The 4,876-nt window shown below is 59.2% G+C and carries 7 protein-coding genes; 4 read left to right on the top strand and 3 right to left on the bottom strand.

Annotation, left to right across the window (positions count from 1 at the left end):
- On the top strand, nucleotides 1-837 hold an 837-nt coding region (locus Q8M73_01735; GenBank protein ID MDP2287272.1), incomplete at its 5' end, for a C40 family peptidase.
- 208 nt (nucleotides 838-1,045) lie between these two features.
- On the opposite strand, the gene Q8M73_01730 is transcribed toward Q8M73_01735, so the two are convergent.
- The 3 genes from Q8M73_01730 to Q8M73_01720 are packed head-to-tail and all read right to left on the bottom strand — an operon-like array spanning nucleotide 1,046 to nucleotide 2,851.
- Nucleotides 1,046-1,990, bottom strand: coding sequence for an exo-alpha-sialidase (locus tag Q8M73_01730; GenBank protein MDP2287271.1), 945 nt, complete (start codon nucleotides 1,988-1,990; stop codon nucleotides 1,046-1,048).
- Nucleotides 1,987-2,205: a cation transporter gene (locus Q8M73_01725; GenBank protein ID MDP2287270.1), complete on the bottom strand. Its 219-nt coding sequence runs from the start codon at nucleotides 2,203-2,205 to the stop codon at nucleotides 1,987-1,989. The genes Q8M73_01730 and Q8M73_01725 overlap by 4 nt, the downstream gene beginning before the upstream one ends.
- A gap of 31 nt (nucleotides 2,206-2,236) precedes the next feature.
- Complete coding sequence (locus Q8M73_01720) at nucleotides 2,237-2,851, bottom strand: DUF305 domain-containing protein (GenBank protein MDP2287269.1); 615 nt, start codon at nucleotides 2,849-2,851, stop codon at nucleotides 2,237-2,239.
- A 293-nt stretch (nucleotides 2,852-3,144) separates the two neighbouring features.
- Between Q8M73_01720 and Q8M73_01715 the strand changes: the two genes are divergently transcribed.
- The 3 genes from Q8M73_01715 to Q8M73_01705 form a co-directional block, all read left to right on the top strand.
- Nucleotides 3,145-3,414, top strand: a complete 270-nt coding sequence (locus Q8M73_01715) for a hypothetical protein (protein ID MDP2287268.1) — start codon at nucleotides 3,145-3,147, stop codon at nucleotides 3,412-3,414.
- Nucleotides 3,407-4,108 (top strand): response regulator transcription factor, encoded by a 702-nt coding sequence (locus tag Q8M73_01710; protein MDP2287267.1) that lies wholly within the window; start codon nucleotides 3,407-3,409, stop codon nucleotides 4,106-4,108. Before Q8M73_01715 ends, Q8M73_01710 begins: the two co-directional genes overlap by 8 nt.
- Before the next feature lie 44 nt (nucleotides 4,109-4,152).
- Nucleotides 4,153-4,876, top strand: a 724-nt coding sequence (locus Q8M73_01705; GenBank protein MDP2287266.1) for a HAMP domain-containing protein, incomplete at its 3' end; no start/stop codon positions are given.

The raw sequence follows: 4,876 nt of genomic DNA, 5'->3' as shown, positions 1-4,876 counted from the left end.
GAACTACAGAAATCTTCCGAGCTCATCGACGCGCTCGCTCGCTCGGCGTACATGTCGGCGTCTTTGGACCCGTCATTGCAACTTCTACTTGCGAGTGACCCGTCAGCGTTCCTTGCCCACGGGTCCGCACTCAATCAATTTGCGCAGTCGCAGCAGACAATTCTTCGTAGATGGCAGACCCGCACCCTGCGACTGCGCCAAACCCAGGCTGAGGTCGCACAGCAGGTCGCTGCTGCCAAACGGTTCAACGCCACGATGGCTTCAGCCAAGTCTGAGGCCGACACCAACTTGGGCAAGGCGCAGGCGGTGCTGGCGAAGATGACAGCTGCACAACGCGCGCGATGGGATCGCATCAAGGCCCAGGCTCGTCAGCAGGCGTTGGCCGCAGCTGCGACGGCCAAGAATCAACTTGCGGCAACTGTTCAGCGCCCAGGACGCAAGCCTGGGAAGACCCCATTGGGCTACATCGGTAGCGGCCGGGCCGCCTCTGCTGTGAGGTTTGCCTTGTCCCAGGTGGGCAAGCCCTATGTGGCAGCACAGGCCGGGCCGCGATCATATGACTGCTCGGGTCTGACCTTGGCGGCATGGCGGCAAGCCGGCGTTGGACTCACGCACTACTCCAAGTCACAGTATTCACAGACCCGACGAGTGCCTGTGTCGCAGATCCGTCCGGGAGATCTTGTCTTCTACTTCGGCTCAGGGGCACATCACGTGGGGATGTATGTCGGGAACGGCAAGATGGTCAGCGCTTCCAATCCAGATGATGGGGTGGAACTCATAGCCTTCTTGGGCCCCTGGTATCGAGAGCGCTTCTCAGGCGTAGGACGTATCATCTGATGGTCACAGACGCATTGTGAGCGTGCGCGTAAAGATTCTCATCAGACCTGCTGCACCGGGCATGCTCGTTCGTGCGCGCCAGTGCTCGAGGCGCCTGCATAGGCGTGTCATGCTTGCAATTGCTGCGCTAGTTGGCACCGCAGTGCTCGTACTAGCGTGGCGCTGGCTTGCTGGTTAGATATTCGTATTCGTCTAACGGTCACGTGTTCTAGCTGGCTGCTCCGACTCCAGTTAGGCGAACTTGGAAGGTTCGTCCCCCGTCGAGGGATTCCATGATCGTGTCGCCCACGAGTGCCGCAACTCGTGATCCGTCTGCTGCGAGAGCCGTAGGCTGGGCTGTCAGGCTCCCTCGCTGAATCCAGGTTGAACCGCCATCGGTTGACGCGTAGACCTTTCCGTCAATGCCCGCGCCTAGTACTTGACTTCCAGTTGCAGCAAGCAGGGCAAGTGGCGGCGCGCCCGGAACCGAGTCGAATGACGTTCCTCCATTGATGCTACGCATGACACCGGTCTGGCTGGTGCCGATCACGGTTGCGTCATTTGCGGGATCCAGGGCCAAGTCGAAGAGTTCGGGTGTACCCAGTTGATTCCAGGCACGTCCAAGGTTTTCGGTTCGCCATAGGACGCCGTTGTTTGAGGCAAGACCCATGACCACCTTGTTCGTGGCGACGAGTCGGTGGAAGTCGACTTGCCCACCAAGGGAACCCTTCTTCCAGGTTTGACCTCCATTGGTGGAGATGCCAAGGCCCAGGTCGTTTGGTGCGTCCATTTCGGGGCCTGGGTGTCCGGAGGCCAGCCAAGTACTGCCTGTGCGCGTAAGCCCCATGGTGTCGAAGACCTCGTCGGATACCCGCACTGGTTGCTGTCCGGGCTGCTGGCTCCAAATGCCGTCGTGGGTACCGAAGTAGAGCATGGTTCCGACCAGGACGAGGTTGTGGACGTGCCCCGTCAGGGAGTCGGTACTCACTGCTTCACCGCTGGCGGCCGCTTCCCTTGTGGGGGCCAGCGCCGTCGTACTTGATGAGGCGGTCTCAGACGAGCCGGGGGTGTTGCTGACTGAGGGTGATGAGCACGCGGCCAGAAGCGTTGCGGCTCCGGCCGCGACTACTACGAGTACCACTGCTCGCGCGCGGACTCCCTGACGGTGACTCATGGTGCAGTCAGGATGTAGCCGGCATTTTCAATTGCAGGCTGAAGATCAGCGGCCGTCAGCGATTGCCTACTTTGCACGTGCACGTGCGAGTTTTCGCCTGGCTGTAGGTTCACCTCGACCCGCGTCACTCCTTCAATCTTGGTGACTTCTTCGATGACGGAATTCACGCAGTGGCTACAGGTCATGCCCTGCACGTCAATCACGAGTTTATTCATGGTCAGCCCTTCTCCTTCGAGTTCCAACTATCTACTTGGCAAGCAGTTGCTTCATCGTTGCTATCTCGGTGCTTTGCCCGGCGATGATGGACTTAGCCAACTTCTGCACCAGTCCATTACTGGTGGTCTTGAGGACCTGCCGGGCACTGGTGATGGCTCCTTGATGGTGGGTGATCATCATCTGTAGCCACATGGTGTCGAAGGCCGCGCCGCGGGCGCCTGCGAGTTTGGCCATGTAGGCGTCACTCATCATGCCTGTGGATCCCATGCTCGTGCCATGCATGCCGCCCGAAACTGAGTGATTTGCAGACGGCGAGATTGGCGCCCCCCAACCCCTGAGCCAGCCCCGCATTGTTGTGATCTCAGGGTTCTGAGCGGCCTTGATCTGCTTGGCCAGTTTCAGGAGCTGCGGCGACTTTGCGTACTTCAGTGCGATGTCAGACATCTGGATCGCCTGCTGATGATGGGGGATCATCATTTGGGCGAACGCGATGTCGCCAGCGGCACCCTTGCCCATCATCGTGTTGCTCTCGCTCATTGGTGCCGGCGTCGGGACCGCGTTGGCGGGCTGTGTTGCTCCGAACGTCGCTAGCAGTGCGGTGAGTGCCAGTGCGCTGGCCGTGATTGCCAGAGGGCGCTTGTTCATGTGAGTCTGCTCCTTGTGATGGCGATGCGAAGAATGGTTCGGGCGAATTCGCGGGCGTGAAGCAAGGCATGTCTATGGCGGTTCCTTCTTTGCTGCGCATCCATCATCGAGCTGGGTCAGTAGAGGTACCCGCAAGAATGGATGAAGATTTGATCAAGGGATGAGCGATGGGCCTTTATGCAATCTTCATCGACTATGCGCACAGATGGGCACCCACCAACGGGACAATTGAAGAATCGAGCGTAACGACGTGTCATAGAAGCGACGTGTCATAGAAGCAAGGAGGCCCAACGATGATGGGCTGGATTCAAGACGGATTTGGCTGGCCCGGTACGAACTGGTGGGGCATGGGCTTCATGATGACCTGCTGGATCGCGCTGATTGGCTTTGGAATATGGATAGTCGTCCGGTTTACGCAAAACGATGGGGAGAGCAACGTCGTGTCTCTTGAATCACCGCGTGCGATTCTTGATCGACGCTTCGCCTCAGGTGAGATCGACGCGCAGACATATGCCGATGCACGCCGGCTACTAGAGCACCCAGGGTCGCCGGCGCATGGCTGATGGCCTGCGCGTGCTTGTAGTTGACGACGAGGTGCCCCTGACCGCAGTAATCAGCAGCTATCTCGTGCGGGAAGGTTTCGATGTGGCGCTCGCGCACACAGGTCCGGACGCTGTTGATGTCGCGCGCTCGCATCGCCCTGATCTGATCGTTCTGGATCTCATGCTTCCAGGATTCGACGGAGTCGAGGCATGTCGACTCATTCGCCAATTCAGCGATGCGTACATCATCATGCTGACGGCCCGTGATGAAGAGGTCGACAAAGTACTAGGTTTGACGATGGGCGCCGATGATTATCTGGTCAAGCCATTTTCACCACGCGAACTCATAGCGCGAGCGCGGGCAATGCTGCGCCGTCCGCGCTCATCGACCCCGCTATCGGCCACGCAGGCGCCTATGTCCATCGTCGGTCTCACCGTGGACGTTCAAGCACGATCAACCCTGGTCGATGGGGACGACGTGATATTGACGCGCACTGAGTTTGACCTATTGGCCGCATTGATGGCCCGTCCGAATGCGGTGCTCACGCGACGTCAGCTCATTGAGGCCGTGTGGGGACCAGGCTGGGTGGGTGATGAGCACGTCGTCGATGTGCACATCGGTCATCTGCGCACCAAACTCCAAGATGACGCATCCGATCCGCGGTTCATCCGCACGGTACGCGCTGTTGGCTATGGCTTGGTCATCCAGATATGAGGGGCGGGCCGAGGTTCGCCACGCGAATGATGTTGATCCAATCAATGGTGGTCGGAATTGGGGCACTGGCTCTCATCGTGACTGCCTGGATCGTTGCTCCTATCTTGTTTCACCAACACCTGAGCCACTTGGGTGTCGTTTCTGAAGCTGTACAGGAGCACGCAGAAGAAGCATTTGCATTCGCCTTTGTCATCTCTGTGGTGGTTGCCACGGCGATGTCAGTTGCGGCAGCTGGCGCGGTGTCATGGCTACTGGTGCGTCGCGTCTCGCGACCAATTGAAGAGTTGGCGAGGGCGGCGGAGTCTGTGGCGGCAGGGAATTTCGATGTGGTCGTGCCCCACGCCGGATTTAGCAGCGAGCTTGAACAACTGTCAGGCTCCTTCACGCTCATGGCTACCCAGTTGGGTGACTCGGAGGCGGCACGCTCGCGCCTGCTCGCCGATCTGGCGCACGAATTGCGCACGCCACTGGCAACACTTGAGGCTTATATAGACGGACTCGAGGACGAGGTAGTCGTCCGTGACGTTGAAGCTTGGGCGACGATGCGACACCAAGTTTACCGTCTCAAACGCCTCGCGGGCGACCTACGTGAGACTGCTGCCGCTGACGAGCATGCCTTGGGCCTTAAACTGACACCCATTGACATGTGCGCTACCTGCGAAGCGGCGGTCGCTGCAGCGACTCCGCGATACCAGATGATGGGCGTCGCATTGACCCTGAAGCAACCAGATGTGGCGCTACCCGTGAACGGCGATGAGCTTCGCCTGC

Source organism: Actinomycetota bacterium, from assembly GCA_030684515.1.
Taxonomy (GTDB): Bacteria; Actinomycetota; Actinomycetes; order S36-B12; family S36-B12; genus UBA11398.
This window is presented reverse-complemented; position numbering and strand designations above follow the sequence as displayed.